The organism is Cupriavidus sp. KK10, from assembly GCF_018223725.1.
In the GTDB taxonomy this organism is placed as follows: Bacteria; Pseudomonadota; Gammaproteobacteria; order Burkholderiales; family Burkholderiaceae; genus Cupriavidus; species Cupriavidus necator.
In genome coordinates this window covers 2,274,006-2,299,033 of the sequence record NZ_CP073677.1, presented here as the reverse complement: position 1 = coordinate 2,299,033, position 25,028 = coordinate 2,274,006, and the positions used below count along the sequence as shown (strand labels likewise).

At 68.0% G+C, this 25,028-nt stretch carries 24 protein-coding genes and 3 pseudogenes; 13 read left to right on the top strand and 14 right to left on the bottom strand.

What is annotated here, in order from left to right:
• Positions 1–2: 2 nt before the first annotated feature.
• The 3 genes from KB879_RS11075 to KB879_RS11065 all read right to left on the bottom strand — a co-directional run bounded on the left by KB879_RS11075 (position 3) and on the right by KB879_RS11065 (position 2,051).
• The gene (locus tag KB879_RS11075) at positions 3–476 is read right to left on the bottom strand and encodes an RES family NAD+ phosphorylase (protein WP_211981292.1); all 474 of its coding nucleotides are present in this window, start codon (positions 474–476) and stop codon (positions 3–5) included.
• Entirely contained in the window at positions 473–988 is a 516-nt protein-coding gene (locus tag KB879_RS11070; protein WP_035823930.1) for an antitoxin Xre-like helix-turn-helix domain-containing protein, read from the bottom strand. The genes KB879_RS11075 and KB879_RS11070 overlap by 4 nt, the downstream gene beginning before the upstream one ends.
• Positions 989–1,085: 97 nt before the next feature.
• On the bottom strand, positions 1,086–2,051 hold the full coding sequence (locus KB879_RS11065; RefSeq protein WP_211981287.1) for a DNA-binding protein: 966 nt from the start codon (positions 2,049–2,051) through the stop codon (positions 1,086–1,088).
• A gap of 113 nt (positions 2,052–2,164) precedes the next feature.
• On the opposite strand from KB879_RS11065, the gene KB879_RS11060 reads away from it, so the two are divergent.
• Positions 2,165–3,292: a site-specific integrase gene (locus KB879_RS11060; protein WP_153956215.1), complete on the top strand. Its 1,128-nt coding sequence runs from the start codon at positions 2,165–2,167 to the stop codon at positions 3,290–3,292.
• A 249-nt stretch (positions 3,293–3,541) separates the two neighbouring features.
• On the top strand, positions 3,542–3,967 hold the full coding sequence (locus KB879_RS11055) for a hypothetical protein (RefSeq protein WP_035823937.1): 426 nt from the start codon (positions 3,542–3,544) through the stop codon (positions 3,965–3,967).
• 51 nt (positions 3,968–4,018) lie between these two features.
• Here the strand turns inward: KB879_RS11055 and KB879_RS11050 are convergent, their stop codons facing one another.
• The 4 genes from KB879_RS11050 to cls form a co-directional block, all read right to left on the bottom strand.
• Positions 4,019–4,201, bottom strand: coding sequence for a hypothetical protein (locus KB879_RS11050; RefSeq protein ID WP_153956216.1), 183 nt, complete (start codon positions 4,199–4,201; stop codon positions 4,019–4,021).
• Positions 4,202–4,278: 77 nt separating this feature from the next.
• Entirely contained in the window at positions 4,279–4,596 is a 318-nt protein-coding gene (locus tag KB879_RS11045) for a hypothetical protein (protein WP_153956217.1), read from the bottom strand.
• 314 nt (positions 4,597–4,910) lie between these two features.
• Positions 4,911–5,555, bottom strand: coding sequence for a TetR/AcrR family transcriptional regulator (locus tag KB879_RS11040; protein ID WP_153955736.1), 645 nt, complete (start codon positions 5,553–5,555; stop codon positions 4,911–4,913).
• Positions 5,556–5,684: 129 nt separating this feature from the next.
• Positions 5,685–7,121: a cardiolipin synthase gene (gene cls, locus KB879_RS11035; RefSeq protein ID WP_153955735.1), complete on the bottom strand. Its 1,437-nt coding sequence runs from the start codon at positions 7,119–7,121 to the stop codon at positions 5,685–5,687.
• A gap of 407 nt (positions 7,122–7,528) precedes the next feature.
• On the opposite strand from cls, the pseudogene KB879_RS40370 reads away from it, so the two are divergent.
• Positions 7,529–8,285, top strand: a pseudogene (locus KB879_RS40370) (response regulator transcription factor).
• Here the strand turns inward: KB879_RS40370 and KB879_RS11025 are convergent.
• Positions 8,282–10,132, bottom strand: a complete 1,851-nt coding sequence (locus KB879_RS11025; RefSeq protein ID WP_041228626.1) for a phosphodiesterase — start codon at positions 10,130–10,132, stop codon at positions 8,282–8,284. The pseudogene KB879_RS40370 and the gene KB879_RS11025 sit on opposite strands and share 4 nt — an antisense overlap.
• A 230-nt stretch (positions 10,133–10,362) precedes the next feature.
• Between KB879_RS11025 and KB879_RS11020 the strand changes: the two genes are divergently transcribed.
• The 3 genes from KB879_RS11020 (at position 10,363) to KB879_RS11010 (ending at position 13,264) form a co-directional block, all read left to right on the top strand.
• The gene (locus tag KB879_RS11020; RefSeq protein ID WP_211981286.1) at positions 10,363–11,991 is read left to right on the top strand and encodes a methyl-accepting chemotaxis protein; all 1,629 of its coding nucleotides are present in this window, start codon (positions 10,363–10,365) and stop codon (positions 11,989–11,991) included.
• Between the two features lie 191 nt (positions 11,992–12,182).
• A complete protein-coding gene (locus KB879_RS11015) occupies positions 12,183–12,779 on the top strand; it encodes an HAD domain-containing protein (protein ID WP_013952884.1) in 597 nt (198 codons plus the stop codon).
• Between the two features lie 116 nt (positions 12,780–12,895).
• Positions 12,896–13,264, top strand: a complete 369-nt coding sequence (locus tag KB879_RS11010) for a 5-carboxymethyl-2-hydroxymuconate Delta-isomerase (protein ID WP_035823957.1) — start codon at positions 12,896–12,898, stop codon at positions 13,262–13,264.
• Positions 13,265–13,488: 224 nt separating this feature from the next.
• On the opposite strand, the gene KB879_RS11005 is transcribed toward KB879_RS11010, so the two are convergent.
• From KB879_RS11005 to KB879_RS10995, 3 genes are all read right to left on the bottom strand, one after another.
• The gene (locus tag KB879_RS11005; RefSeq protein ID WP_211981285.1) at positions 13,489–14,475 is read right to left on the bottom strand and encodes an alpha/beta hydrolase fold domain-containing protein; all 987 of its coding nucleotides are present in this window, start codon (positions 14,473–14,475) and stop codon (positions 13,489–13,491) included.
• Between the two features lie 129 nt (positions 14,476–14,604).
• The gene (locus KB879_RS11000) at positions 14,605–15,063 is read right to left on the bottom strand and encodes an HU family DNA-binding protein (protein ID WP_010809407.1); all 459 of its coding nucleotides are present in this window, start codon (positions 15,061–15,063) and stop codon (positions 14,605–14,607) included.
• A gap of 181 nt (positions 15,064–15,244) precedes the next feature.
• A complete protein-coding gene (locus tag KB879_RS10995; RefSeq protein WP_013952880.1) occupies positions 15,245–15,634 on the bottom strand; it encodes a hypothetical protein in 390 nt (129 codons plus the stop codon).
• A 78-nt stretch (positions 15,635–15,712) separates the two neighbouring features.
• On the opposite strand from KB879_RS10995, the gene KB879_RS10990 reads away from it, so the two are divergent.
• From KB879_RS10990 to KB879_RS10980, 3 genes are read left to right on the top strand one after another with little or no spacing between them, the layout of a single operon-like run.
• Entirely contained in the window at positions 15,713–16,063 is a 351-nt protein-coding gene (locus tag KB879_RS10990) for a PepSY domain-containing protein (RefSeq protein WP_153955732.1), read from the top strand.
• A 16-nt stretch (positions 16,064–16,079) separates the two neighbouring features.
• Positions 16,080–16,754, top strand: a complete 675-nt coding sequence (locus KB879_RS10985) for a response regulator transcription factor (protein WP_114134748.1) — start codon at positions 16,080–16,082, stop codon at positions 16,752–16,754.
• A complete protein-coding gene (locus KB879_RS10980; RefSeq protein ID WP_211981284.1) occupies positions 16,755–18,095 on the top strand; it encodes a sensor histidine kinase in 1,341 nt (446 codons plus the stop codon). It abuts the gene before it with no gap.
• Here KB879_RS10980 and KB879_RS10975 read toward each other — a convergent pair whose 3' ends face one another.
• Positions 18,096–18,593 (bottom strand): DUF962 domain-containing protein, encoded by a 498-nt coding sequence (locus KB879_RS10975; RefSeq protein ID WP_013952876.1) that lies wholly within the window; start codon positions 18,591–18,593, stop codon positions 18,096–18,098.
• A 185-nt stretch (positions 18,594–18,778) separates the two neighbouring features.
• Between KB879_RS10975 and KB879_RS10970 the strand changes: the two genes are divergently transcribed.
• The 4 genes and pseudogenes from KB879_RS10970 to KB879_RS10955 all read left to right on the top strand — a co-directional run.
• Complete coding sequence (locus KB879_RS10970) at positions 18,779–19,531, top strand: Crp/Fnr family transcriptional regulator (protein WP_153955729.1); 753 nt, start codon at positions 18,779–18,781, stop codon at positions 19,529–19,531.
• 27 nt (positions 19,532–19,558) lie between these two features.
• A complete protein-coding gene (locus tag KB879_RS10965; protein ID WP_211981283.1) occupies positions 19,559–20,425 on the top strand; it encodes an arylamine N-acetyltransferase in 867 nt (288 codons plus the stop codon).
• A gap of 205 nt (positions 20,426–20,630) precedes the next feature.
• The gene (locus tag KB879_RS10960; protein ID WP_011617096.1) at positions 20,631–21,395 is read left to right on the top strand and encodes an SDR family oxidoreductase; all 765 of its coding nucleotides are present in this window, start codon (positions 20,631–20,633) and stop codon (positions 21,393–21,395) included.
• 97 nt (positions 21,396–21,492) lie between these two features.
• A pseudogene (locus KB879_RS10955) lies at positions 21,493–22,287 on the top strand (AMP-binding protein); the annotation flags it as partial.
• Here KB879_RS10955 and KB879_RS10950 read toward each other — a convergent pair.
• A pseudogene (locus KB879_RS10950) lies at positions 22,269–23,422 on the bottom strand (glycosyltransferase); the annotation flags it as partial. The pseudogenes KB879_RS10955 and KB879_RS10950 sit on opposite strands and share 19 nt — an antisense overlap.
• The gene (locus KB879_RS10945) at positions 23,395–24,990 is read right to left on the bottom strand and encodes a glucan biosynthesis protein G (RefSeq protein WP_041228861.1); all 1,596 of its coding nucleotides are present in this window, start codon (positions 24,988–24,990) and stop codon (positions 23,395–23,397) included. The pseudogene KB879_RS10950 and the gene KB879_RS10945, both read right to left, overlap by 28 nt.
• Positions 24,991–25,028: the final 38 nt, after the last annotated feature.

Sequence of the window (25,028 nt, the reverse complement as noted above, 5' to 3'; positions counted from 1 at the left end):
CCTCAGACTAGGCGCGCGTCATAATGCCAGCGGCGCAGCTTGACGTAGGCCAGCCGCGCCGCGTCGGGGTGTGCCGGGTTGACCAGCACGTTGTGTTCTTCAGGGATGACGATAGAGGGCACCAGCAGCAAGGCGCTGGTGCCCGCGGCGGTCCAGGCTTCGCCGGTGTCGAGGCTGGTCTTGCCGGCGGGAATGGCATCCCATCCAACGGGGGCGGTGTCCGCGCTCAGTTGCTGCGCCGCCGCCCATAGTTCGTCAGGGATGTCGATCCGGACCAGGTAGCGGTTCAGTGGCAGCCCGCCCGCGCCCAGGTGGACCAGTGTTTCCAGGCAAGCCAGCGCGATGCTGGACGCCGCATAGATCAAGGGCGTGCCCTGCCGGTTCCAGCGCCCGCCGGTGGCCTTGGCGCCGGCGCCGCTGGCATCGTCCGCGGTGTAGTCTGGGGTGTCGGTCGCGATCCGCCAGGCTGGCCTCACGCGTACGCCCCGCTCTGCATCCTGGCCACTAGGTCGGAAACGATGCGCTGGCCGGCGAGCGTATCCATCAGCTCAGCGGGGCGGCGCCCGCCCAGCGCCGGCGACGGCTGCTCCAGCCACTGCGCCACCCACTGTGCCGCGCTGAAACCGCGCGGATCGCCCGAGCTTTCCACCAGCGCCTGGACCTGCCCGACCAGCCGCGCCATGCCCAGCACACGCTCGCTCTGCTCGCTCGACAGGTTCTGGTGCGCCCGTGCCTTGCGGTCCACAGTGGCGCGCGGCAAATCCAGTGTCTTGATCAGCTGCTCCTTGGTCGTGCCCATGGATTCGGCCAGGCGGGTCAGGTCTGAAGCCGGCACGCCTTCACGAATCGCGCGGATGACCGACATGGCACCTTGCGTCGACAGGCTGGCCTCATAGACGGCGACATAGTTGTTGACGCTCAGCTCGGGCGGTGCCGGGCGTTCATGAGCCAGCGGATAGCGGCCTTCGGGAGTGAGCGTGAGCGGCATGGCAGACCTCATCAAATGAGCATTCAGTATAGCTCAATTGACAAAAGCCGCCTGCGCACCCGCCATGCATCCGTTGGTGGTTGCCCTGCCAGGCGCACTATAAGCCCCGCGTGTACCGCCGGCTGCCCTTGCCGGCGGCCAGTGCAGCGCGGGCCGGCCGTGTGCGGCGGACTGCCGGACTGGCGGGGCCGGCGGCGGCCGTGGATGCGGCATCCGCCTGGTCGCGATACTCGGCCAGCAGGCTTTCCCGCTGCCGCACCCGTTCTTCCAGCACGGCGAGCGTCTGGCCAAGGCGTGTCATCTCGCTGCCCTGGCGCGACGCGGCCTCGGCGGCACGCGTCAGCCGCTCAACGGCCGCCTTGCGCTCGGCTTCCAGCAGCTTCTGGGCTTCCCTGGCCGCCACGCGCGCGGCATCCAGCTCCAGCGCCATGCGGCGCTCATTGGCAGCGGCGCGCTGGGTCACGGTTTCCCGCTCTTGGTCCCACGCCGCCCGCTGCGCGGCGAAATCCTGCTGCATCGCGTTGTGTGCCAACAGCGCCGCGGCCGATTCTGCGCGCATGGTCTCCGCCTGTTGCTGCAAGGCGGCGGTCGCTGTTTCAGCACGCACGGCGCGCTCCGTGGCGTCGTCTCGGGCCCGTGTCAGTTCCGCCATGGCCGTCTCGGCCCCTTCCAGTCGGGCCTGCATGACCTGGCGTTCCTGCGCCAGCGCCTCGCGCTCCTGCTCCAGTGCCGCCCGGGCCTCGGCCAGCGCCGCCTCACGCTGCACCAGCGCGGCCTCGGCCGAAGCCTTGGCCACCTGCAGCGCCGCTTCCCACAGGTAGCGCGCTGCCTCCGTGACTGGCTCCGGGCATCCTGGTGCGGGCGCAAAGCCCTGTGGATCCTGGATACGTCCACCCAGCGCTGCAAACCAGGCATCCAGGTGCGGGCTGACCGTATTGGGCGAACCCCGCCCCAGGTGCAGGCGGATGCGTTCGATGGTGGGCCGCTGGCCGGCCTTGAGCAGGCTGTCGGCGGCCTGCCAGACGTCGTCTCGGGTAATGCCACGGCTGCGGAGGGTTTCCATAATGGGATCCGGCAAAAGTCTGTGAGGAAGACAAATAAGGTTCGATAATGGAGAGTTATCGGCTGTTATTTGTCTTTTCCGTATGATATATTACAGCATACATCATATTTAATATGGTAAAAACCCGAGAAGCCCACGAGGCCTACTTTCCACCGATCGCATCCGATGTCGAACTACCGGCGCCGCTTCGCCCGTCCGAACTGGATCCTCTTGCCGAGCAAGCGGCCAATGCCCTGCGCCGCGAAGGCGAATCCCAAAACACGGTGGCGAGCTACCGGTCCGCATTGCGCTACTGGTCTGCCTGGTATGCCCTGCGCTACCGTCAACCTGTGCGGCTCCCGCTCGCGCCTGCCGTCGTCATCCAGTTCATCGTCGACCACGCCACGCGCCAGACGCCGCAAGGCCCTGTCTGCGAGATGCCTACGGCCATCGACCAGGCGCTGGTCGCTGACGGATACAAGGCACGACCCGGCCCGCCCGCGCTGTCCACGCTGACCCACCGGCTGGCGGTACTGGCCAAGGCCCACCGTCTGCAGGCCCTGCCCAACCCCTGTGCCGAAGCTGCGGTGCGCGAACTGATGGCCGGCATCCGGCGTGCCTATGCGCGCCGCGGGCAGCGGCAGGCGCGCAAGGCGGCGCTGACCCGCGATCCGCTGCTGCGCCTGCTCGATACCTGCGATGACTCGCTGCGCGGCCTGCGCGACCGCGCGCTGCTGCTGTTTGCGTGGGCCAGTGGCGGGCGCCGCCGCTCTGAAGTCGCGCGCGCGACCCTTGAGCACCTCACCCGGCTTGGCCCGGGTGACTTCGTCTATGCACTGGGCTGGTCCAAGACCAACCAGTCGGGCAACGAGCACGCCGATACCGCCAAGCCCGTCACCGGTGCCGCCGGCCAGGCGCTGGAGGCATGGCTTGCGGCCGCCGGCATCAGCAGCGGGCCGCTGTTTCGCCGCATCCGCCGCGGCGGGCATGTGGCAGAAGCTTTGTCCGATGCGGCAGTCAGCCGCATCGTCAAGACGCGCTGCGCACTGGCGGGACTGGAGGGCGACTACTCGGCGCATTCACTGCGCTCGGGCTTTGTCACGGAGGCTGCTGCGCAACAGGTGCCGCTGGCCGAGACCATGGCCATGACCGGCCACGCGAGCGTGTCGACGGTAGTGCGGTATTTCCGCGCCGCGGACGCGCGGCGCTCGCGTGCGGCCGACCTGCTGGCGCAAGCGCCGCAATCCGCCGAAGGCGACTGACGGCGGCTTGCAACTGGCGCCAATCATGCCGCGCAGCCGGCGCAAATACGGGTATTTCGCTAGCTGGCAGCGCTGGCTCGGGCTGCGGGGGGTGCCTATACTGGCAGCGCGCCGCACAGTGCCAGGCATGGCCGGCCGCGCCCGGAGAATCCGGCAGGCAATCGCCACTGGCACGATGTGCAGCGGCGGCCCATGGGATGCCATTGCGCACCACCTGCCTGGACCGGAACAAGCAGAAACGCGGAGAAGATGGGGATGCCCAACGAACAATTCCTCGCCACCCAGGAAACCCGGCGCTCGGGGCTGAAAGCCCTGCGGGCTGCCTTGCTGCAGGTTCACAAGGAAGTCATCGGCTATGACAGGACCCAGTATGAGCGCCTAAACGGCCCGATTCCGGCTGGCCTGTTTGTGCAACTGGTGACTGAAGACAACTACTTCCGCTGGCTCGACCCGCTGTCGCGCCTGATCATCGAGATCGACGAAGAGCTGGAGGCCAAGGAACACCACGACGAAACCTGCCGAGCAGTCGGACGCGCCGCGGAAAGGCTGTTCAGCGACGGTTCTGACCCGGCCTTCCGCAAGCGTTACCAGGAAGCCCTGCAGGACGAGTCCGGCGTCATCGTGGCGCACGGACGGCTGATGTCGGTGATCGGGCAGCTGCGCCAGTTGCCATAGCACGGCGGATTGCGCGGGCGCGTTGCGCGCCCCACGGTATAGCCTGCCCGCCTACTTCGCCGGTTTCGGTTCCGGCCCGGGTTTGCGCGGCGCATGGGTATCGACAGCCACGGGGTCGCTCGCCGGGAACGTCTCTTTCAGCGCCTCGTCCAGTTCGCGCTCGATCAGTTCATCCTTGCGCTGTTGTTCACTGGAGGCCGGCGTCTGGTGCTTCTGCGTTGCGGGCTTGGTCATGGCGATGGGGCTCCGTTGGCGTCCATGAGCGGATGGTAATCCCGTGCGGGCCGCCTTGCCATCACGGCGACGCATGGTCATCGGCCCCTGCCACCGTGGCCGCCACCGCGTCCGCCTCCATGCCAGCCGCCATTCCTGTGGCCACCACCGCCATGCCAGTGATGCCCGCCGTAACCGCCGCCATGGATATAGGTAAAGCTGCCGTAGAAGCCACCGTAGCCGGGCCAGGCACCGTAGTACGGGTAGTACGGCGCAACCGGGTAGCCATCGTAGTAGTAGGCAGACGACACCGGATAGGCCGGATAAGCGGGGTAGTAAGGGTCACCTGCATAGGGATAGGCGACGCAGCCAGCCAGCACTGCCACGCAGAGGGCCGCTCCCAATCCATATCGCATGATCTGCTCCTCACCGTGGCGCCGGTATTCGGCTGTCTGACAGCAAGTTAGACCGCGCCGCAAGCCTCACAATTCCTCGAAATGCAGCCGCGTCCTGATGACGTGCGGGCATCGACGTGCGCATATCGGGACAATTCAACGCCCTATTTAGGAAATATCCGATATTCAGATGAGAAACAACAGAATGCAGTCCTCTTGCACCCGGCCCGCGGGTGCCCCGACTGAGCCAGGTTGCCCCCCTTTCTGGTTCCTTACACTGCCACGATGGTCCCCGCCATTGTGGCATTTTTTTCGCCGCGTTCCTGCTGCAGGCGCTACAGGCCCTTCTCGACCATGTCGAGCAAGCGCTGCCCGAGGATCTCTGCCTGCTCCCTGGCGCGGCTGCGCAGCGGGCCGTCGATCAGCAGGATGGCGAGGCCATGCACGGCCGACCACGCCAGGTACTCCGCGCCCGGCCGGCGCTCGGGCGGCAGCACGCCGGCTTCCACCAGCTTGTCGAGCGCCGCGCCCAGCAGCTGGAACGGATTGAGGCCGCTGTTGCCCGCCTTGGCCGGGTCGGCATCGTCTTCCACTTCATTCGGCACCGAAAACGCGGTGCGGAACAGTCCGGTCTCGGCCAGCGCAAAGCGCAGGTAGCCGGTGCCGACCGCACGCAGGCAGGCACGCGCATGCGCGGCGGCCCCGCGGCCCGGCCGCAGCCCGCCGATTTCACCCTCCATGGCAATGGCAAGCGACGACAAGGCCGAGGCCCGCACCGCCTGCAGCAGGTCCTGCCGGCTGGCAAAGTGCCGATACGCGGCATTGGGCACCACACCGGCACGGCGCGTGGCCTCGCGCAGCACGATGGCGTCGGGGCCACCCTCGCGCGCCAGGTCGATGCCGGCGTCCAGCAGCGCGCGGCGCAGGTCTCCGTGGCGGTAGGTGGCGCGCGCCGGGGGCGCGGGGACAGCCCGGGTCATGCGGACCCTCTTGAATATGGATAACGGTTCATGATGTGCATACGCTTATAGTGAACAGTGTACACAATCAAGCGAAATCAAGTCTGTCGCAACGAGGATTGCAGGAATCAGCGGACCGGAATGCGGGCTTCAGAGGATTGGCGCGAACAGCTTGGCGACGTGCATCGCCACGCGCAGCGGCGCCGGCGCGTCAAGGAACTCGTCTACGCCGATGCGCCGGGCCTGGGCGAAGTCGGCTTCGAGCATGGTGGCCACGCTCGCGGCAAAGCCCTTGTCGGCGGTCATCACCATCAGCTCGAAGTTGAGCCGGAACGAGCGGTTGTCCAGGTTGGCCGTGCCGACAGCCGCGGCTTCGTCGTCGACCAGGATGACCTTCTGGTGCAGGAAGCCCGGCTGGTAGCGATACAGCTTGATGCCGGCGGACACGGCCTGGTACGCATAGATGGTGGAGGCGGCATAGACTACCAGGTGATCGGGCCGCGCCGGAATCAGGATGCGCACATCCACGCCGCGCAGCACGGCCAGCCGCAGCACCGCAAACACCGCCTCGTCCGGCACGAAATACGGCGACGTGATCCACAGCCGGTGGCGCGCCGACTGGATGGCCTCGACAAAGAACAGCGAACAGGTCTCCTGCGCGTCGGCAGGGCCTGACGGCACCACCTGGCAGGTCATGCGCCCGCCCACCTCAGGCGGCGGCATCAGCAGGTGCGGCACCTCGCGCGCGGCCCAGAACCAGTCTTCGGCAAAGGCCATCTGCAGGTCCAGCACGGCGCTGCCGCGCAGCGCGATATGGGTGTCGCGCCACGGCGCCAGCGGCGGGCGTTCGCCCAGGTATTCGACGCCGACGTTGTGGCCACCAACAAAAGCCTCGCTGCCGTCGACGATCACCAGCTTGCGATGGTTGCGAAAATTGAGCTGGAACCGATTGACAAAGCCGCGGTGCGTGGAGAACGCCCGCGCATCGACACCGGCCTCGGTCAGCGTACGCACGTAGCGGCGCGGCAGCGCGTGGCAGCCGATGCGATCGAACAGGAAGTACACCTTGACGCCGGCCCGTGCACGCTCACACAGCAGCGCCTGCAGGCGCTGGCCCAGCGCGTCGTCATGCACGATGAAGAACTGCACGATCAGCACCTGGCTGGCCCGCGCGATCGCGGCAAAGATCGCCTCGAAGGTCTGCTCGCCATTGACCAGCAAGCGCACGTCATTGTTGGCCAGGCACGGCATGCCGGTCAGCCGGGGCAGCGCACGCATGCAGACCTGCGCCGGCGCATGGACCACGCAGGCGCTGCGCGCCTCGCGCTCGCGCGGGGTCATGCCGTGGCGCAGCTCGCGCAGGTGGTCGTCATTGAAACGCCGCGCATCGACGTAGCCGGCGAAGGTGCTGCGCCCGAAGACCAGGTAAGGCACCAGCGTGAAGTACGGCATCATCAGCAGCGACCCCGCCCACGCGATCGCGCCGGGCGCGGTGCGCACCGTCATGACGGCATGCAGGGCGGCCACCACGCCGACGACGTGAAAGCACAGGACGATGATGGCGATGACACTCGGGCTCTGCAGCATCGGTGGGCTTGAGTCCCCGGACCAGAACGGGATGCGCGCTATTTTGGCACACCCCGCCCGGATGTTGACAGCACGGCGCCCATAACTTCAACGCGGCTGCCTTCTTTTTTGGCACGCCGACAGCATCACGGTGCCAGGCCGTAGTCTGGCCACTGTTCCCTGGCTTGTCCACAGGAACTGTGGACAACTTTCCATATCGCCATCGGCCCCGTCGACACGCGCTCCGTCACGCCAACAACGCGAGCGCCATCAAAAAAAAGCAGAAATTTCAGAAATGTCTGATTGTCCTGTTGACCGCACTTTTTGTACGCTTGCTGCTTGCGAGCGGTAGTGCTGCGTGCGTGCGCGCCTGCCTTCGTTCCATCGCGGTCCGGCCGTCCCTGCCAAGCTCTCGTATTTCGCCATCGATGAATATTGCGCGGCTCATGGACAAGTCGCCCCAACTCCGGCCGGTGCCGGAACTGCTGGCACGTTCCGGTTATCGTTGCAACGTGTTTGAATCGGGCCGCGACCTGATCCACGGTGTCAGCCAGGTACCGTTCGACCTGCTGCTGATCGATGACGAGTTGCCGGACCTGCCAGCCGTCGACGTTATCCGTGCCGTGCGCTGTGCGCGCTCACGCGATGTGCCCATCATCATGCTTGCGGCCGACAGCAGTGAAGATGGCCTCGTCGATGCACTCGAAGCCGGCGCTGATGACTACGTATGCCGTCCGCTCAATGCGCGCGTGCTGATGGCACGCATCACGGCGCCGCGCCGCCGGGTGACCGGTGAGCGCCTGCGCCAGGGCCTGGTGGTGCGCGTCGGCCCCTATCAGCTCAACAGTGTGGGCCGCTTTGCCACGCTGCGCGACGAGCGCATCGAAATGACGCCGAAGGAATTCGACCTGGCCATGCTGTTGTTCTCCAATGTCGGCCGGGTCCTGTCCAACGACCGCATCCAGCAGGATGGTGTGGCGGCATGAACTGGCGCCGCTGTCACGGGCACTGGCCGGACTGATCTCGCGCCTGCGCAAGACCCTGCGCATCGGCATCGCCAACGGCATCGTCATCACCGTCGTCTACGCGCACGGCTACCGGCTCGACGTACTGGAAGGGGGCGACGCGCCCAGGCTGCCCGCAGTGGGCCGCCGGGTCACCAGACGCAGGCAGCCGGACCGCTAGACCGACAGCGTCGCGGCCAGCGACAGGAAGTCCAGCACGGCCATGCCGGTTGCCGAGCGCTTGGCCTCGCGCTTGGCCGCCGCCGCCGCGGCACCGATATGCTGGCTGCCCAGCCGCTGCAGGCCCGCCACGCCCTCGCCGCTCACACACACCACGCCAACCGCCATCGATACTGGCGCAAAGAAGACCGGCCGCCCGTGCCGGTCTTCGCCATGCATGCCACCGGCGCTGCGATCGGCGGGCGAATACATGGCGCGCGCCGCATCGTTGAAGCGCCGGATTGCCGCTTGCAGGCGCGCGGCCCAGTCGCTGCTCTGGTACAGCACCAGGAAATCGTCGCCGCCCACATGGCCGAGAAAATCGCGTGCGGGATCACAGGCCTCGGCCAGGATGGCGGCCGCGCCCTTGAGCATCTCATCGCCCTTCCAGTAGCCATACTTGTCGTTGAAAGGCTTGAAATGGTTCAGGTCGACATAGCAGGCGCGGAACTCGCTGGCGGCTTCGATCAGTCGCTCGATATGCTGGTTCAGCGGAATATTGCCGGGCAGAAAGGTCAGCGGATTGGCGTAGCGCGCCGCCTCCATGCGCACTTCGGTGATGGCCCGGATCAGGTCGGCGCCGGTGCCCAGGCCGATATAGCAGCCCTGTTCGGTGATCACGAAACCATCGGCAAGCGAACGCGTGTTCTCGCCGGACAGGATCTGCGCCATTTCCTCCAGGCTGGCGCGATGGTCAAAGCAGGCCGGCTCGCGGTTGGCCATGGCGATGCAGGCCTTCTTGCCATACAGCTCGCGATGGAACGGCGCCGCGTAGCGGTCGACAAAGGCCTGGCGGCTGATGATCGCCAGCGGCCGGCCTTCGTCATTGACGACGGCCACGGCCTGCAGGTCGGGCTGGTCCTGGAAGACGCGCAGCACCGCATCGTTGCTGGTGGCAGGGGACACGGTCGGCGCTGGCCGCAGCAGGCGCCCGGCGGTGATGCCCGACCAGCCTGAGCGCACCATTTGCGGAAACACGGCGATATGGCGCGACGCCAGCGCCTGGTGCACGTGCAGCGGCGCCTGCGCGGCCGGCCGCGCCACGGGCCGGCCCACGTAGTAGCCCTGGGCGCCGGTCACGCCCAGGTCGCGGATCACGGCGAGCTCGTCTTCGTCTTCGATGCCTTCGGCGATCACGCGCCCGCCAAAGGCGCTCATCATGCGCAGCAGCGCGCGCAGGATTTCCAGCCGGCGCGAACAGGAAGCAATGCCCCGCACCAGCGATTTGTCGATCTTGACGAAGTGCGGCGACAAGTGCGCCAGCAGGTCGAGGTTGGCATGCCCGGTGCCGAAATCATCCAGCGCGTATTGCATGCCGAGCTCGCGCAGCACCGCCATCGCCTGGGCAAAGCTGGCCGCATCGCCGATCGGGGTCTGTTCGGTGACTTCGATCACCAGGCGCGATGGCGCAATGCCCGCTTCCAGCAGCGCCGCCATCAACCGCCCGCGCTCGGCCAGCAGGTGCCGCAATGTCATGGGGCTGAAATTGAGGAAGAGCTTGCCGGGCAGGTCCAGGCTGCGCCAGGCGGCCAGCGCGGTGCGCGCCGCGTGGATCTCCAGCGCCATGGTAGCGGCAACGCCCTGCGCCAGCCGGAACAACGCGTCGGGTTTCGCCCAGGGCGAGCCGGCCGGGCCCCGGATCAGCGCCTCGTAGCCAAGAATTTCGGCATTGTCGGCCTGCACGATCGGCTGGAATACCGCGTGCAGCGGCGGCAGCCGTGCACGCGCCAGTGCCGCCGCGACGGGGGTGCCAGAAGATGCGACAGGTGCGCGGTCGTGCGAAGGCGTGGCGGCAGGCAGGCCTGTCATGGAGGAAATCCGGGGGTGGAGCAAGATGGGCGAGCGACATTGCATGACATGGAGATGACAGCGTGATGACAAAGATCCTCATTCCATGTCACGCCGGCGTCACGTTGATGACCGACCATCCGTGCGCCGCCTGCGACCGCCCCGGACAGAGGACAGCGCGTGCGGCAATTCGGGTCAAGCCCGGGCCGTGCATCCTTCTGGAGCCAGCGTGCCCGTTTGGAGTCTTCTCCGTGTTGCAAGTCATCAAGACACACCTGCCCGGCCGCAGCCGGGCAGCTGCCCCCGCGCGGCTGTTCGCGCGGCTTTCCGCACGACTGGGCCGCCTGCCGCTGGTGGCGCGCCTGTGCGCCGCCTTTGCCCTGGTGTACCTGTTCGGCGCCGCCGTCGGGTTGACCGGCATCGCCAACCTGGTCTCGATCAAGGCGCGCACCGACACCCTGTACCAGCACGACATGCACGGCGCCATCTCGGCCGAGCGTGCGCAGTCGGCGCTGGCTACGCTTGGCCGTGCCCAGCTGGCGCTGACCATGGCCACCAGCAGCACCGAGCGCGACGATGCCGCCGCCGACATCGCGCGCGGCCTGTCGCAGCTCGATGCTGCGCTGGCCGGCGTACGCCAGGCCGCCGCGGCACAGGCCGCGCCGCTGCTGCGCGAACGCCAGCGCGCCGGCGAGCTGGTGCAGGCCTACGTGGCGCTGCTGCGCAAGCAGCCACTGGACTCGCTGCAATTCGACAGCGCGGTCTCGGTCGACGGCCACTTCGTCACCGAACAGCTGCAATCCCTCAGCCGGCAGGTGGAAGCCGTGCGCCAGCAGCAGGAACAAAAGGCCGCGGCCACGGTGGCCAGCGTGGCGGCCAGCCAGCTGCGCGCGCAGGCATGGATGGCCGCCCTGCTCGGCGCCAGCCTACTGGCGGCCGCCGCGCTGGCGTGGATCGCGGCGCGCAGCCTGCGTGCCGAGCTTGGCGGCGAGCCGCGTGACGCCGCCGAGATCGCGCGCCGCATAGCCGCCGGCGACCTGACCGCCACCATCGCCCTGCGCCCGTCGGACCACAGCAGCATGCTGCACCACGTGGCCGGCATGCGCGACCAGCTTGCCGGCGTGCTGGCGCGTATCCAGGCCAGCGCACAGGAGATCACCGCGGCCGGCCAGCAGATCGCCGAAGACAACCAGGCCCTGTCGGCGCGCACCCAGCAGCAGGCCAGCGCGCTCGATGCCACCACCGGCAGCATGCAGGCACTGGCCGCACGCGTGGCCGACGCGCACGCCCAGGCCACCGAATCGAGCCAGATGGCCAGCCAGGCACGTGCCGCCACCGATGCCGGCGCTGCCGTGGTGCAGCAGATGCGCGGCGCGATGGATACGCTGCACGGCCACTCGCGCCATATCGCCGAGATCGTCGGCGTGATCCAGGGCATCGCCTTCCAGACCAATATCCTGGCCCTGAATGCCGCCGTGGAAGCGGCCCGCGCCGGCCCCGCCGGCCGCGGCTTTGCGGTGGTCGCGCAAGAAGTGCGCGCGCTGGCCCAGCGCAGCGCCGATGCGGCGCGCGAGATCGGTGGCATCGTCGGCACGGCTACACATGAGATCGAGCAAGGCGCGCGCCTGAGCGCCAGCGTGGTGGTGGCGATGGACCGCATCGCGGCTACCGTCGGGCACAGCCATGCGCTGGCCGAGGCGTTGCGCACGATTGCCGACGAGCAGGCCGGCAGCGTGCAGGCCGCCGGGCAATCCGTATCGCAGCTGCGCCAGACCGCCCAGCAGAACGCGGCGCTGGTCGATGACCTGGCCAGCCAGGCAGCCCGGCTGGACCAGCAGGCAGCGGCGCTGGCCGACGATGTGGCCCGCTTCCGCTTCTAGTCTGTGTCATCTTTGTACCGGCCAGATGTGTCTGGGCGAAACATTTGTCATGGCGGCGTAACCGGCATTTACGTCTTCCCCGACAAAGTTACAGATCTGTTTCAACTGAACCCGCGCCGGTTACGTGTCAGCCTGCCCCTGGCGAGTAATCTTGGTTCACACCAACTGAACTGGCACCCGCACAGGAAACCATGGCTGAACGACTCATCATGCTGGACGTACCCGGCGTCCTGTATTCCGACCGCTCCCGCACCCGCCTCGGCGGCATTCCGGATTCGGGCACGCTGCGCGACGTCCGGTTCTTTGATCCTGTCGCGCTGGGGTTCGTACGCAGGTTGTTCGGCGTGGCCGGCGCCCGCGTGGTGGTGTCCGACGCCTGGCGCCGCGGCACGCCCGCGGCAATCCTGCAGCAGCTGGACCTGCAGGTCGAAGCCATGACCCCGCCGGCCGCAGGCGGCCATGGCGCGGAAATCGAAGCCTATTTCGCCCAGGGCGCCATGCCGGTCCACTACGTGATCATCTCCTGCGCCGCCCCGGAGTCGATGCCCGAAGCCTTGCGCGAGCACCTCGTCACCGTTGACCCGGCTGCCGGGCTGACTCTGGAGAACTTCCAGCAGGCGCTAGGCATCCTGGGCGTGGCCTGCCCGTCCACGGTGATGCCCGCACCGAAACTGGATGCCGGCCTGAAGGCCAAGCTGGCCCAGCTGCAGCAGCTCGCCCGGGAAAATCCGGCCCGCTTCGACGGCGCGCGGGCACCGGCACGCAAGCGCACGCCTGTCCACGCCTGATCCCGCAGCAGCAGCACATCCCGACGGGGCGCCCAAAGGCGCCCCGTTTGCATTGGTACGCCCTGCGATCCCGTATCATGCTCGGTTTCACCGGAACGCACAGTCAGGACGCCGCCATGCCTCACCTCGTCATCGAACTCACCGAAAACACCCGCCTGAACTGCTCGCAGGAAGAGTTGCTGGATGAAGCCAATGCCGCCCTGCTGGCTTCCGGACAGTTCCAGGAGGCGGATATCAAGTCGCGCTGCATCACGCTGTCGACTTACCGCCAGGGCGTGGACGCGGTCGAGCGGGCCTTTGTCCACGCGCGCCTGTCGATCCTGGACGGCCGCGACACCGCCGTGCGCCAGGCACTGGCGCAGGCCGTCTGCGACGTGATCGCCGAAGCGGTGCGGGCTGGCTCCGGCACCGGCCAGGACGTGCAGGTGTCGGTAGAGGTCTGCGAGATGGCGCGGGCAACCTATGCCAAGCAGGTGGTGGCCTGAGGTAGCGGACCGGAGGGTGGCCGTCAAATAAAGAACCCGCGGCCATTGCGGCCGCGGGCGGAAGCTTCAGGAAGGCTCCGGAAGCTCTGTCATGGGGAGCGCCCCCGCACCCATGACCTGACCGATTCTAGCGGGGCGCCCGTGCTTCCAGTTTGACGCAGGTTAAACTTGTTCCAGTCGGATCCGCTTGCGGCCAGCCTGGCATGAATCACCCGGCGGCCGCATCAACCCGGGTCGGTCACTTCCTGCGGGGCAACGGCAGCGCGCACCGGCGCCAGCCCGTCCCTGCCCTCCGCGCCATGGGCGTCGTCGGCAAGCACGGACCGCACAATCTCGGCAAACGCCGCGTCCGCTTCCGGCATCGGCAGCAGCATCCAGACGTGGAACATCCCCTCGCCCTCGTGATACCGAAGCGGCAGGCCTTGCTCGTCGGCCATCTGGCGGAACTTCCTGCAGTCGGGCAGCAGGATGTCATGGGTGCCGATGAACAATGTGGTGGGCGGCAACCCGCGCAACACGCCGTGCATGGGACTGACCTGCGGCAAGGTCACCGGATCCGCGCCGGCATAGACGCGCCCGCATTCAATGCCCCCGGGGCGTGACAGCATCGGGTCGAACGGCTCCAGGGCATCGATGCCGGGATTGTCGCCGGTGGCATCCAGGAACGGCGACATCAATACCAGGCGCCGCGGCAGCGGTTGGCCGCTGTCGCGCAGCACCTGTGCCAGCGCCAGCGCCATGCCACCGCCAGCGGAATCGCCCATGACGGTCAGGTCTGCACCCGGATAGCGCTGCTGCAGCGCCTGCCACAGCGGCACCATGGCCGCGAACACGTCGCGGTGAGTATGTTCCGGCGCCAGCGGATAGACCGGCACCGTCACCGCGCAGCCAAGCGCGTCCACCAGCTTGCCGACGAAATCCCAGTGCTGGCTGACGATATCGAAAACATAGCCGCCGCCGTGCAGGTAAAGGATATGACGGGCCTTACCGTGCGCAGGCCCGCTCCTGGGCTGCACGGTGTAGACCTCCATCCCGGCGATCCGCTCCTCGCTGACCGCGTGCCGCGCGAGCAGGCGGCGGGACGGATAGGCGCGCCCGGCGATACGGCGCCGCCGGATTTCATCATGGAGCGCCTGGGCGCTGGCAAACCGCCGCTTGCGCCGGACCAGGCGCAAGGCAAGCCGCCACAGCTGGCATTGCAGACTTGGCATCGTGTCTCCTCCCGCGCCGGTCTGTCGCCGGCGGCTGAAAATGCAGGAACGCGCGGCACGTATTGCGCTCACGCATAAAAAAAGGAGCCGGCAAGCGGCTCCTTTTTTGTCAGGACAATGTGGCGCAGATCAGGCTGCGGCGTCCTTCAGCTTCTTCAGCGGACGGACCTTGACCTTGACGCTGGCCGGCTTGGCCGGGAACCAACGCTCTTCACCGGTGAACGGGTCCTTGCCGAAGCGCTTCTTCTTGGCCGGCACTTGCTGCGCCGTGACCTTCAGCAGGCCGGGCAGCGTGAACTCGCCAGCGCCCTTCTTGTTCAGCGCGCCGATGATGGTGGTTTCCAGGTGGGCCAGCACCGTCTTCACGGCCTTGGCTTCCAGTTGGGTCTGAGCTACCAGGTGAGCGACCAGGCTCGACTTGTTGAAGGTGTCCTTCAGCGGGCGCGCAACGGGCGCAGCGGCCGGAGCAGCCTTCTTGGCCGGCGTGGCCTTCTTGGCGGCAGCCTTCACGGGTGCCTTGGTTGCCGCAGCCTTCTTGGCAGCGGGCTTGGTTGCAGTCTTCGCGGTCGGTTTCGCTTTGGTCGCCATATCGATATTCGTAAGTTGAACAAATGGGTGTCGGCAGGTGTTTCGCATTGCTTCTCAGCGTTGCGCAATCGTCTTCTCGACGCCCACTGAATCATAGCGGAAAGTACCGTAAGTCAAGGGGTTTTCGTGCATGCGAAACGTAAAACCCCGTGAAAACCCCGGGTTTTGTCGCGGCTTTGCCTCAGTGGAAACGCGAATACGGCCTACGTACCCCCGTTTTGGCGTTCGCGTCAGCCGCTTCAGGTGCCTGCGCGCGCAGCGATGCGCGTGCCGCGGCGCTACCGTTTGCTGCCTGGTCACCCGTGCAAAGCGCCAGCACCGAACCCGCGAAGAGAGTGCCGAGCGCAATCATCGCCAGGCTTGCATCGGCATGCCACCATGCCTGCCAGGACGCAAGCAGGCCGGCCTGCATGCCGAACAGGCTCGCCACGCACAGCAGTGAAACCGGCACGCCGGCCGCCAGTGCGAGCCAGCGCAGGCACCTTGCGCGCGGCGAAGACAAGTGGCGGTTGGGTGTCGATACGGGCGGCATGGGCGGGCTCTCTGGCAGGATGGCTGTGATGGCGGCCATTGTCCGTGCCGGCGGCTGAACGCCGCCTGAGGGTTACGTTCAGCCCGCATTCAGGCAATTTGATGCAAACTCCGGCCCATGAAGTTCAATTTCCCGGCCCTCCTGAGCCCGCGCATGCTGGTCGCTGCGGCGCTGCTGGCGCTGGCGGCGATGCCGGCCGCGCACGCCGACAAGGACGCCGACCGCGCCCGCGCGGCCGTGCAGTCGGGCGAAATCCTGCCGCTGTCGCGCATCCTGGAAACAGTATCGCGCCAGTACGCGGGCGACGTGATCGGCGTGGAGCTGGACCGCGATGACGGCATCTGGCAGTACGAGGTCAAGCTGCTGTTGCCCGGCGGTTCGGTGGCCAAGCTCGAGTACGATGCACGCACGGCCGCCCTGCTCAAAGCCAAGGGGCGTGGGCTGGAAGACGCCCGCCGCAAACCCTGACCGACAGGAGACCCCGATGCGCATCTTGCTGGTCGAAGACGAAGCCGCCCTCGCCGCCCAGGTCCGTGCCAGCCTGGCCGACGCCGGCTATGCCGTCGACGTGGCCGCGGACGGCCTGGACGCCTGCCACCTGGGCGAGCAGGAGCCCTACGACGCCGTCATCCTGGACCTGGGCCTGCCGCGGCTGGACGGCCTTTCGGTGCTGCGCCGCTGGCGCGCCGCGCAGGTCAGCGTGCCGGTGCTGATCCTGACCGCGCGCGACAGCTGGACCGAGAAGGTCGAAGGCATCGACGCTGGCGCCGACGACTACCTGGCCAAGCCATTCCGCATGGAAGAGCTGCTCGCGCGCATCCGCGCGCTGATCCGGCGCGCGCACGGCATGCCGGCGCCGGAGCTGCAATGCGGCCCGGTGCGGATGAATCCGCGCGCAGGCACGGTCACCGTCGACGGCACGCCGGTGGCGCTGACCTCGCATGAATTCCGCGTGCTGGACTACCTGATGCACCATCCCGGCGCCATCGTCAGCAAGACCGCGCTGACCGAGCATATCTATGCCCAGGACTTCGACCGCGACAGCAACACCATCGAGGTCTTTGTCGGGCGGCTGCGCCGCAAGCTTGGCGTGGACGTCATCGAGACCGTGCGCGGCCAGGGCTACCGGCTGCGGCCGCCGTCGCAGCTGCAGCCCTAGATGCCCGCCCGCCTGCGCCGGTCCCTTGCGCTGCGCCTGCTGGCAGTGGCGGCGATCTGGCTGGCAGCGGCGCTGGGCGTCAGCGGCTGGCTGCTGTCGACACTGTTCGAGCGCCACGTCAACAACACCTATGTGCGCCAGCTCGACCACCAGTTGGCGGGCCTGGCCGCGGCGCTGGACTGGAGCGCCGACGGCAAGCTGGTCCTTACCCGTACCCCTGCCGATCCCCGCTACGAGCTGCCCTACTCCGGCACCTACTGGCAGGCGCGCGCGCCGGGCGCGCTGCTGCGCTCGCGCTCGCTGTGGGATACGGAAATGCCGGTGACGGTGGAGCGCCGCCTTGCCGGCGCCCAGGCCGACGTGCGCCCGGGGCCCGGCAACCAGTCGTTGCTGGTGGTGTCCCGGCAACTGGTGCTGCCGTCCGCGGATACCCCGGTGGAGATCTCGGTGGCGCTGGACCGGACCGAGCTGCGCGCCGCGCGCCGCAGCTTCAACCGGACGCTGGCGTGGTCGCTGACGGCGCTGGGGCTGGGGCTGATGCTGGCGGTCGCGGCGCAGGTGAAGTTCGGCCTGGCGCCGCTGGCGCGGCTGCGGCGCGCGCTGGGCACAATGCAGGCGCGGCGCGAGGCACGCCTGGGCGGCGACTGGCCCACCGAAGTCGAACCCCTGGTTGCCGAGATCAATGCCCTGCTGGCACGCAATGCCCAGGCGCTGGAACGCTCGCGCCGGCAGGCGGCTGACCTGGCGCACGCGGTCAAGACGCCGCTGGCAGTGCTCGCCAACGAGGCCGAGGCGCTGCCGGGGGCGCCGGCGCAAGCCGTGGCGGCGCAGGTCGAAGCGATGCGCCGGCAGGTCGACCGCCACCTGGCGCGCGCCCGCGCCGCGGGCGCCGCGGCGGCGCGCGGCGAGCGCATCGATGCCGGCCCGCCGGTACGCGAGCTGACGCGTGCACTGGCGCGGCTGCACGCTGAGCGCGCGCTGGCGCTGACGGTTGAAGGCTCCGGGCACTTTGCCGGGGACCGGCAAGACCTGATCGAAATACTCGGCAACCTGCTCGACAATGCCTGCCAGTGGGCGCGCACGCGCGTGCGCGTCACGCTGCAGGAAGCGGATGGCGAGCTCGACATACTGGTCGAAGACGACGGCCCGGGCATGCCGCCGGAGGCGCAGGCACTGGCCACCGCCCGCTATGGCCGGCTCGATGAGGCCGCTGCTGGCAGCGGCCTGGGCTTGGCGATCGTGACGGAAATCGCCGCGATGTACGACGGCAGCCTGGCGCTGGCATCGAGCCCGCTGGGCGGGCTGGCGGCGCGGCTGCGGCTGCCGGCGGGGTTGCCTTGATCAGTGCGCGCGGGCGGCCATGGCCTCGCGCGTGTCGCGTGCCAGCCCCAGCGCAAAGGCGGTTTCCGCCACCAGGAACAGCGGACCGATCAGCAGGCCGACCAGGTCGTCGACGAACGCCGGCTTGCGCCCCTCGTAATAGTGGCCGATGAACTGGATCACCCATCCCGCCACGAACAAGCCAACGCCGATGGCAAGCCACCAGGCGGTGGGCATCGCTGCAATATGTGCGCCGGCATAGAGGAAGAACGCCAGGATGGCCGCCATCGCCACCCCGAACACCAGCGACAGGCGCAGGTAGAACAGGCACGACAGGATGTACAGCAGCATCGCCGGCGTCAGGTAGGCAGAGCCGTCGCCCAGCGGCAGCGCCGGGCGTGCCAGCAGCGTCGTCACTGCCAGCACGATCATCGGGATGCCGATGAAGTGCGTAAAGACGTTGCGCGGGTCGCGATGGTAGGCAGCGTAGTTGGCCAGGTGTTCGATCAGGGTTTTCACGGGGGCGTCTCCTTGTGCGCAGGCGTGCGCGTGCCGCCTGCTGCTGCGCGGCGGGCGCGATGTGGATTTATAGTAGTGGGCGCGCACCGTGCGGTCTGTCAGGTTTTTGACAGTCGGCACAGTCGCGCGTGCCCTTGTGTGTCCCTGCTGACACCCGGCACAGCCCCATATGAAAGGAGACCGGCATGGGACTGGCGAGCCCGCCGCAACGCCCCCGATCGCAACTCGCCGGCACACTGCCCGGCACGGTGCCGCCGCGCGACGATTCACTTGCTGCCGTACGTGCCGGCGCGTGGTTCAGCCAGTTGCCGCCGGCGCTGCGCCAGGCACTGCTCGATGATGGCAGCCTGCGCCGGCTGGTGGCCGGCGAGACGCTCTTTGCCCGCGGCGACCGCTTCGACGGCCTGTATTGTGTCGCCAGCGGCACCATGCAGATCCACGCCAGCGGCGAATCGGGCAAGGCGGCGTTGCTCGGACTGCTGGAGCCCGGCACCTGGTTCGGCGAAATCTGCCTGTTCGACGGCCTGCCGCGCACCCACGACGCGCGCGCGGTCAGCGCCACGATGCTGTGGCACGTGCCGCGCGCCAGCCTGGAGCGGCGCCTGGCGCAGCAGCCGGCATGGTGGCAGGCCTTCGGGCAATTGCTGGCCGCCAAGACGCGCCAAGCCTTCAACTATGTCGAGGAAGCGCAATTGCTGCCGCCGGCGGCGCGCATCGCCCGCCGCCTGGCCGCGATCGCCCATGGCTACGGCAACCTGCCGCAGGACCAGGCCACGCAGCGCGTGCGCATCCCGCAGGAACAGCTTGCGCAGATGCTGGGCCTGTCGCGCCAGACCGTGAACCACGCGTTGCGCGAACTGGAAGCGCGCGGGCTGCTGCGGCTGGAGTATGGCGGCATCGAACTGCTTGACCTGCCGGCGCTGGAAGCGCTCAACTGAATGCATCGCACCGGAGCCCCGCACACCATGATAACCCTGGACGCCCCCCAACTGGACGCCTGGCTGGCACGCCTCGGCATTGCCGCCCCGCCCTCGCCCACGCTGGAAGCTCTAGATATCGTACTGGCCGCGCACCTGGCCAGCATTCCGTTCGAGAACATCGATCCGCTGTTGCGCCGGCCTGTACGGATCGAACTGGATGCGGTCTTCGACAAGCTCGTCACGCGCCGGCGCGGCGGCTACTGCTTTGAGCTCAATACACTGCTGGCGGCCGGGCTGGGCGCGCTCGGCTACGCCGTGACGCCGCTGGCCGCGCGCGTGCGCTGGGGCGTTCCCGACGATGTGCCGACCATGACCTCGCACATGCTGCTGCGCGTGGAAGTGGCGCATCGCAGCTACCTGGCCGATGTCGGCTTCGGCGGCCCCACGCCATACCGGGCGATGCCGCTGTCCGAGCCGGCCGATGACAGCTTCCCTTACCGTCTGGCCCCTTCGCCGCCGGAGGCCACCGCCACCGCGTTCCACAGCTACGATCTGGAGGCGCGCGGCGACACCGGCTGGATCAAGGTCTACCGCTTTGACCTGACGCCGCAGCCGTGGATCGATTTCGTGCCGCGCAACTGGTATGTATCGACGCACCCTGACAGCGTGTTCCTGCAGCGGCTGATGGCCGCGCGCACCGACGGCGGCACCCGCGTGACGCTGGCCGACGGCGACCTGGCCGAGCGCGCACCGGACGGCACCGTGCGCCGAACGCGGCTGGCCTCGCCCGAGGCCGTGGTGCAGGCCTTGTCGGATCGCTTTGGCGTGCTGCTGGACGATGACCTGCGGCGTGGCCTGGCCGACGCCCTGCCAGCGCTGCTGGCGCCCGCAACGGCATCCTCCGGCACCTGAGGCGCCATGATTGCGCTATGCAGCATGTCTGCCATGCACGGCGCGCATTGCCCGCAGAAAGAATCCTGATATGGCCGGCGCGCGGCACCCCGGCCTGTGGACTGGTGCCAGCGGCGCCACCATAATGTCCTGGCGATGCTGCCTGCGGGCACGTCGCCAGGACAAAGCCGGCCCCTGACGCCGGCGCAGCCATACAGGAGACTCCATGTCATTGTTTGATCTGACGGGCAAGGTTGCCATCGTCACCGGCTCCTCGCGCGGGATTGGCCGCGCCATCGCCGAGCAGATGGCCGTCCAGGGCGCCAAGGTGGTCATTTCTTCGCGCAAGATCGAGGCCTGCCAGGAAGTGGTGGATGCCATCAACGCTCGCCACGGCGCCGGCACCGCGATCGCGGTCCCTGCCAATATTTCTTCGAAGGACGACCTGCAGCGCCTGGTCGACGAGACCAACCGCGCCTTCGGCAAGATCGATGTGCTGGTCTGCAATGCCGCGTCCAACCCGTACTACGGGCCCATGAGCGGCGTGTCGGACGACCAGTTCCGCAAGGTGCTGGACAACAATGTCATCTCCAACCACTGGCTGATCCAGATGGTGGCCCCGCAGATGATCGACCGCAAGGACGGCTCGATCATCATCGTGTCGTCGATCGGCGGCCTGCGCGGCTCGCCCACCATCGGCGTGTACAACATCTCCAAGGCCGCCGACTTCCAACTGGCGCGCAACCTCGCCGTCGAGTTCGGGCCGCACAACGTGCGCGTGAACTGCATCGCGCCGGGGCTGATCAAGACCGACTTTGCGCGCGCGCTGTGGGAAGATCCCGAGCGCTACAAGCAGTCCACCCAGGGCGCCCCGCTGCGCCGCATCGGCGAACCCGTCGAGATCGCCGGGGCGGCGGTCTACCTGGCGTCGGCGGCCAGCACCTTCATGACCGGCCAGGCGCTGGTCGTGGACGGCGGCGTGACCATCTGAGCGTCAGGCCCCAGCGTTGCGGGCGCCGGCCTTCACGCCGGCGCCCGCCGCTTTCCTGCATTTCCCTCAACCTGCAGTGCAGTTCCGGGAGGCAGTCATGTCGAGCAATCCGCAGTTGGCCGGCACCTGGCCGGTCATGTCGCTGGCCGAGGCCCACGCCCGGCTTACCGCGCCCGGCGCGCCGTTCGAAACCGAAACGCGCGTGATCCGCGGCATCCCCACCACAGTCTGGAAGAACGCCCCCCCCACGCTGCGCGAGCTGTTGCTGAATACGCGCGCGTTTGCCGACCGCACCTTCGTGGTCTACGAGGACGAGCGCGTCTCCTACGATGCCTTCCGGCGCGCGGCCATCGCCCTGGCCCATGCACTGGTGCGCGACGGCGTGCGCAAGGGCGACCGCGTGGCCGTAGCCATGCGCAACCTGCCTGAATGGCCGGTGGCGTTCTACGGCGCGCTGCTGGCGGGTGCCATCGTGACACCGCTCAATGCCTGGTGGACCGGGGCCGAGCTGGAGTATGGCCTGGCCGATTCGGGCAGCCGCGTGGCGATCGTCGATGCCGAACGGCTCGACCGCATCCTGGAACGCCTGACAGGCTGCCCGGCGCTGGAACGCGTCTATGCCTCACGTGTCGGCGGCACCGCCTCCGAGCCGCGTGTGGCCCCGCTGGAGAGCGTGATCGGCACCCCGGCTGACTGGGCCGCGCTGCCAGACCAGCCGCCGCCACAGGTCGATATCGATCCGGACGACGACGCCACCATCTTCTACACCTCGGGCACCACCGGCAAGCCCAAAGGCGCGCTCGGCACCCACCGCAACTCCACCAACGTGGCGGTCGCCGGCAGCTTCAGCCCGATCCGCAACCTGTTGCGCCGGGGCGAGCCGATTCCCGCGTCACGCTGTCGGCATCGAGCACCACCATGTAGCGGTACTTGCTGCCCCAGCGGCGGCAGAAGTCGGCCACGTTGCCGGTCTTGCGCTTCACGCGGTGGCGGCGCCAGCGGTAGAAGATGCGGCCGAAGCCGCCGACGGCGCGGCACAGCTCCATCCACGCGTCATGCTCGGCGGTGCGCAGGTCCGGATTGCCGCTGTCCGACAGCACGATGAAATCGAAGTTGGACAGGTGACTGGTGCGCGCCAGCGATTCATAGGTGGCGCGCAGCCCGGCGAACACGCGCGTCACGTCCTCATTGCAGATCGGCATGATGATCGCGGTGCGCGCCTCGGGCGCGATCGGCCCGTCGGGCGCGGCCGAGCGCGAGATCAGGTGGCGGTCGCCGCCCTTGGCCAGCACCAGGAAGCCCATCATCGCTGTCCAGAAGCCGGCCGACACCCATGAGAACAGGACGGCGAACAGCACCAGGATGGCGATCTCGAGCGGATCGGCGCCATGGTACGGCAGCACATTGCTCATGAAGTACGTAGCCAGCACGGTCTGGATCACGACCAGGCCCAGCAGGAACCAGCGGCGGTGCGAGCCAGCCGGATGCCATTTGCCTTCGGCATCGGGACCGTCGTGCAGCGTGTCCCAGGTCTCGGGCACGGGTGGGCGGCCCAGCATGTGGCGCCAGGTATTGCGCAGCCAGCCGGTGACGATATGCGGCGGCCACTGGCGCGGCACCATCGAGCTGCGCTCGGGCTCGGGGCCGGTGTCGACCTTCACGGTGCCGTCTTCGCGCCGCTGCAGCAGCGGTGCGCCATCCACCTGGGGATTGCCGTATGCCATCGTGAAACGCCGGCCGACGGAGGCGTAGGCACTGCCGCCTTGCGCGGGCGGCGTGTCCTTGGCCGCCAGGCGCGACTGCAGGCGCGTGATCGCGTCCTGCGCATCGCGGCCGTCGGCGGTAACGGCGATCACGGGGGCAACGGATGCCACGGGCGTGACCGGTGCGACCGGCGTCGCGGGCGCGCCGTCCGCCAGCAGTTCGCTGCGCACTTCAGGCGATACCGGCAGGCGGTCGACATAGCGCTCGCATGCCGCCGCCTTGGCCGGTCGCTGCTTTAGCCTGGGGGTAAGATGTAGCTCCATGTCTCGGATAGGGTTGTATTGCCGTTGCGAAGATAGCCGCGCAACTCAACCGGCTTGGTTTCGTCCTTGCGGCGCATCACCATGGTCATGCGCCAGCCGCCGGTCGCCTCATTGCGCTGCACCGACGTTTTCAGCAGCTCACCGTTGGCATCGGCCGAAACCACCGGGTCGATGCGCACGTTCGCCGGCAGCTTGCCGAAGGCCGGGCCTTCGAAGTCCACCACCAGCGAAAAGCTCGTGTCTTCCTTGTTGCGGGTCTGGCCCTGCCCCAGGCGGGTCTGGGTCACCCACGACAGCGGCGGCTGTTGTTCGCCGTCCTTCTGCCACAGCAGCCGGTACTCATAGTCGAAGGGTTGCTTCGGCTTGGGCGGGCTGTCCGGCACCCAGTACGCGACGATGTTGTCATTGGTCTCGTCCGGCGTCGGGATCAGCACCAGCTCTACCCGGCCCGAGCCCCAGTTGCCGCGCGGCTGCACCCAGCCACTGGGCCGGCGCTCATACCATGAGCCGATCTCCTGGTAGCTGTTGAAGGTGCGGTCGCGCTGCATCAGCCCGAAGCCCTGCGGATTGGTCGCCGCAAACGAGGTGACCAGCAAGCGCTTGGGATTGACCAGCGGGCGCCAGACCCATTCGCCGGTGCCCAGGTGGATCGACAGGCCGTCAGAGTCATGCACCTCGGGGCGGAAATCCTGCGCGGCCGACGGCTGGTTCTCACCGAACAGGAACATGCTGGTCAGCGGCGCCAGGCCCAGCTTGGTCACGTTCTCGCGCAGGTAGAGGCGAGACTTGACCTCCATCGCGGTCTCGGCGCCGGGCTTGATGGTGAAACGGTACGCGCCGCTCATGCGGCGCGAATCCATCAGCGCGTAGATCGTGATCTCCTTGGCATTGGGGCCGGGACGCTCGATCCAGTATTCGACAAAGCGCGGGAACTCCTCGCCCGAATTGAGCGCGGTGTCGACCGCCAGGCCGCGTGCCGACAACCCGTACCACTGGTCCTTGCCCAGCGCGCGGAAATAGCTCGCGCCCAGGAACGACGCCAGCTCATCCTTGCGCTTGCCCTGATTCAGCGGGTACAGGATGCGGAAGCCTGCATAGCCCAGGCCCTTGAGCTTGCCGGCATCGACCTTGTGCGGGCCGTAATTGAACGCGGACGGGTCGAAGCGGAATTCACGCACGCTGTCGCCCACCACTTCATGGATACGCACGGGCTGGTCAAACACCATGCCCTCGTGGAAGAACGACAGCTCGAACGGCGAGCGCGTGCCGCGCCAGGCAAAGCGCTCGGGCTTGTATTCGATCTCGCGGTAGCGCTCGTATGACAGCTCGCGCAGCTCGCGCGGCAGGTTCTGCGGCGGCGCCTTGTAGGGCGAGGCCGCCAGCTGGCGCGCGCGCGCCGCCACGGTGTCGAAATCGAACGCATGGGCGGCCATGGCACACAGCGCCAGCGTACTGCCACCAAGCCAGGCTGCGATCCGCACACCCGCCCGTGCCGCGCGGCGGGCCACCGGCCCGGCGGCGGGCAAGGTATGGGTAACGGACAGGCGTGGCGTGGCGATCTGTGACATGTATGCCAGGGTGAGCGGTTGAATCGGGGTGACCGGCA